This is a genomic window from Rhizobacter sp. P2_H2 (assembly GCF_056403375.1).
In genome coordinates this window covers 1-4,150 of sequence record NZ_JBFUFP010000462.1, presented here as the reverse complement: position 1 = coordinate 4,150, position 4,150 = coordinate 1, and the positions used below count along the sequence as shown (strand labels likewise).

General features: G+C 69.0%; 4 protein-coding genes and 1 pseudogene. All 5 read left to right on the top strand.

Features of this window, described 5'->3' with window-relative positions; translation table 11 throughout:
• Nucleotides 1-277: pseudogene (locus tag AC1D15_RS20375) on the top strand (DUF1269 domain-containing protein); the annotation flags it as partial.
• A 105-nt stretch (nt 278-382) separates the two neighbouring features.
• Nucleotides 383-838 carry a hypothetical protein gene (locus tag AC1D15_RS20370; RefSeq protein ID WP_477827397.1) on the top strand — a complete coding sequence of 152 codons (456 nt, stop codon included), beginning with the start codon at nt 383-385 and terminating at the stop codon, nt 836-838.
• A 9-nt stretch (nt 839-847) separates the two neighbouring features.
• Entirely contained in the window at nt 848-1,960 is a 1,113-nt protein-coding gene (locus AC1D15_RS20365; RefSeq protein WP_465114908.1) for a cytochrome c oxidase subunit II, read from the top strand.
• A complete protein-coding gene (locus tag AC1D15_RS20360; protein WP_465114907.1) occupies nt 1,957-3,726 on the top strand; it encodes a cytochrome c oxidase subunit I in 1,770 nt (589 codons plus the stop codon). Before AC1D15_RS20365 ends, AC1D15_RS20360 begins: the two co-directional genes overlap by 4 nt.
• Nucleotides 3,723-4,150 (top strand): cytochrome c oxidase subunit 3 family protein (locus AC1D15_RS20355; RefSeq protein WP_477827396.1); only part of this gene is annotated, 428 nt, incomplete at its 3' end. The genes AC1D15_RS20360 and AC1D15_RS20355, both read left to right, overlap by 4 nt.

Sequence of the window (4,150 nt, the reverse complement as noted above, 5' to 3'; positions counted from 1 at the left end):
GTTCTTCCCGCTCTTCGGCGACTCGCCGGAATGGGGCATGGTCGCCGTGCTGGCGATCGTCGGCGCGGGCTTCGGGGCCTGGTCGTCCAGCCTGATCGGCATCTCCACCCCCAATCACCGGCTCAAGCGCTTCGAGTCCGCCATCGAGCAAGGCCAGATCCTGCTGATGGTCGACGTGCCGCGCTCGCGCGTCGACGACATCGAATCCCGCTTGCAAACCCTGCACCCGGAAGCGCATCTGGAAGGCGTGGAGCCGAACATCCCGGCGTTTCCCTGACCCGGGCTGCCATTCGACGGCGCCTCCCGCATGGAGGTGACGATGGAACATCGATTGCATCTGCATCGCTGGGAGCGGCGGGAACCTGACTGGTCCGCCGCCGCGGTGTCCGGCTTTGCCGCCGGCGCGGTCCTGATGGTGCTGGAACTCCTCTGGGCGGCCGCTGCCGGCAGCATGGGGCCGTGGCGCATCTCGCAGCTGGTCGCGGCGATCGCGCTCGGTTCGGACACCGGCCACGCCTCCGAGTCGTTCAGCGTGGGCATCGTGGCGGTGGCGCTCGCCACCCACTACGTGCTGGGCACTGCGTTCGGCATGGTGCTCGGCTTCATCAGCGCCGGCTTCCGCTACGACACCGGGCCGCTCGCGCTCGCGGTCGTCGGCCTGGTGTTCGGCGCGTTGCTCTACCTGGCGAGTTTCCACGTGGCCACGCAGGTGTTCCCCTGGCTGGTGGAGTTGCGCGGCTGGGGCACGTTCGCGGCCCACCTGCTGTTCGGTGTCACGGCGTCGCTGCTGTACTGGAAGCTGGCGCGGCGCCGCCAGTCCCCGCCGCCCGGCCACTGAACGCCGGCCATGGTCATCGCCCTCGTCCTGCTGGTGCTCGTCGTCGCGTCGGTGCTGTTCCACCTCGTCACGCCGTGGTGGACGACGCCGCTCGCGTCCAACTGGAAGCAGATGGACGACACGCTGACCATCACGCTGGCCATCACCGGGCTGTTCTTCGTCGTCATCAACCTGTTCGTCGCCTACACCGTCTGGCGCTTCCGGCACCGCGCCGGCCAGCGCGCCGCGTACGAGCCCGAGAACAAGCGCCTGGAGCGCTGGCTGATCGGCGTCACGACGCTGGGCATCGCCGGCCTGCTGGCGCCGGGGCTGGTGGTGTATGCCGACTACGTGCACCCGCCCGCCGATGCGCGGCTGCTCGAGATCGTCGGCCAGCAGTGGCAGTGGCGCTTCCGCCTGGCGGGCGCGAGCGGCAAGCTGGGCGGCAGCGACGCGCGCTTCGTCAGCGGCAGCAACCCGCTCGGGCTCGACCCGGCCGATGCCGCCGGGCAGGACAACGTCATCGTGCTCGGCAACGAGGTGCACCTGCCCATCGGCCACCCGGTGAAGGTGCTGCTGCGCTCGCACGACGTGCTGCACGACTTCTTCGTGCCGCAGTTCCGCGCACGCATGAACATCGTGCCGGGGCAGGTGAGCTCGTTCTGGTTCACGCCGACGCAGCCGGGGCGCTTCGAATCGATGTGCGCGCAGCTGTGCGGCGTCGGCCACCCCGACATGCGCGGCTACGTCGTGGTCGAGGATGACGCGGCGTTCCAGGCCTGGCTGAAGCAGCAGCCCACCTTCGCGGCGACGCAGGCCGCCGCCGCGCCGGCTGCCGCAGGCACCGGCACGCCGGCCGCGCTGGGCCGCTCGCTGGCCCAGACCAAGGGCTGCGTGGCCTGCCACACGGTCGACGGCAGCCCCGGTGTCGGGCCGACCTGGAAGGGCCTGTTCGGCAAGACCGAGACGATGGTCGACGGATCCACCGCGCTGGTCGACGAGGCCTACCTGAAGGACTTCATCCGCAACCCGAAGGCACGCGCCGTGAAGGGCTTCGCCCAGGTCATGCCGCAGATCGAGCTGACCGACGAGGAACTGGCGGCCCTGGTGGCCTACATCCGATCGAACGGCAAACCGTCATGAGCTACGTCGACACCGGTGCGCACCACGCCCCGCAGACCTTCATCACGAAGTACGTGTGGAGCCAGGACCACAAGGTGATCGCGGTCCAGTACGCGAGCACGGCCATCGTGGTCGGGCTGATCGGCCTGCTGCTGTCCAACCTGATGCGGCTGCAGATCGGCTTCCCGGGCCAGTTCGCCTTCATCAACGCCGAGCGCTACTACCAGTTCGTCACCATGCACGGGATGATCATGGTGATCTACCTGCTCACGGCGCTGTTCCTCGGCGGCTTCGGCAACTACCTGATCCCGCTGATGGTCGGTGCGCGCGACATGGTGTTCCCGTACATGAACATGCTGAGCTTCTGGGTCTACCTGCTGTCGGTGCTGGTGCTGGTCGCGAGCTTCTTCGTGCCGGGCGGGCCCACCGGCGCGGGCTGGACGCTGTACCCGCCGCAGGCCATCCTGCCCGGCACGCCGGGCTTCGAGGGCGGCATCGTGCTGATGCTGGTGTCGCTGCTGATCTTCATCGTCGCCACGACGATGGGCGGGCTCAACTACGTCACCACGGTGCTGCAGGCGCGCTGCGAAGGCATGACGCTGCTGCGCATGCCGCTGGCCGTGTGGGGCATCTTCGTCGCCACCATCCTCGCGCTGCTGGCCTTCCCGGCGCTGTTCGTCAGCGGCGTGATGATGCTGCTCGACAAGACCCTGCACACCAGCTTCTTCATGCCGGCCCTGGTCTCGATGGGGCAGGTCACCGACTACAAGGGCGGCAGCCCGCTGCTGTTCCAGCACCTGTTCTGGTTCTTCGGCCACCCCGAGGTCTACATCGTCGCGCTGCCGGCCTTCGGCATCGTCTCCGACCTGATCAGCGTGCACGCGCGCAAGGCGATCTTCGGCTACCGCATGATGGTCTGGGCGATCGTCGTCATCGGGGCCCTGAGCTTCGTGGTGTGGGCGCACCACATGTTCGTCAGCGGCATGAACCCGTGGTTCGGCTTCTTCTTCGCGACCAGCACGCTGATCATCGCCGTGCCCACCGCGATCAAGGTCTACAACTGGGTGCTCACGCTGTGGCGCGGCGACCTGCACCTGACGGTGCCGATGCTGTTCACGCTCGCCTTCATCCTCACCTTCCTGAGCGGCGGGCTGACCGGGCTGTTCCTCGGCAACGTCAGCGTCGACATCCCGCTGTCGGGCACCTACTTCGTGGTGGCCCACTTCCACATGGTGATGGGCGTGGCGCCGCTGCTGGTGGTGTTCGGCGGCATCTACCACTGGTTCCCGAAGGTGACCGGCCGCATGCTGGACGACCGCCTCGGCAGGTTCCACTTCTGGGTCACCTTCATCGGCACCTACCTGATCTACTTCCCGATGCACTACCTGGGCGTGCTCGGCATGCCGCGGCGCTACTACCACTACGAGAACTACCAGTTCATCCCGGCCTCGGCGCACGCGCTGAACGTGTTCATCACGGTGGTCGCGCTGACGGTGGGGGCGGCGCAGCTGGTGTATGTCTTCAACCTGGTCTGGAGCGCGTTCCGCGGCCGCCGCGCCGACCCCAACCCGTGGCGCGCCGCGTCGCTGGAATGGGCCACGCCGGACACCCCGCCGGTGCACGGCAACTGGGGGCCGCGGCTGCCGGTGGTGCACCGCTGGGCCTATGCCTACAGCGTGCCAGGCGCGCCGCAGGACTTCATCGCGCAGGATGCGCCGCTCGACGCCGGTGGCCAGGAGCCCGAGCCGCCCGACCCGCCCGGACAAGCCAGGGAGGTGTCGAGATGAACAGCGCCGTGCTCGGATCCCCGGCCGTCGACGACTCGCCCGCCGCGCGCGCACTGGACACCGGCCTGTGGGTGTTCATCGCGGTCGCGAGCACGCTGTTCGCGCTCTTCCTGTCGGCCTACGTGATGCGCATGGACGGCGCCGCCGACTGGTCGACGCTCACGCTGCCGCGGCAGCTGTGGCTGAGCAGCGCGCTGCTGCTGGCCGGCAGCCTGCTGCTGCAACGCGCCGCCGCGGCCGCCCGCAGCGCGCGCTGGCCGGCCGCGCGCAGCCTGCTGCTGGCCGGCGGCGTGTGCGCGATGGCCTTCATCGGCGTGCAGCTGTGGGCCTGGCAATCGCTGCTGGCCGCGCGCGTGGGGCTGGCCGGCAACCCGGCCGCCAGCTTCTTCTACGTGCTGACGGCGCTGCACGGGCTGCACGTGCT

Excerpts from the sequence above, each read along its gene's own strand:
- AC1D15_RS20365 (WP_465114908.1), top strand. The coding sequence starts at position 848 with ATGGTCATCGCCCTCGTCCTGCTGGTGCTCGTCGTCGCGTCGGTGCTG.
- AC1D15_RS20360 (WP_465114907.1), top strand. The coding sequence starts at position 1,957 with ATGAGCTACGTCGACACCGGTGCGCACCACGCCCCGCAGACCTTCATC.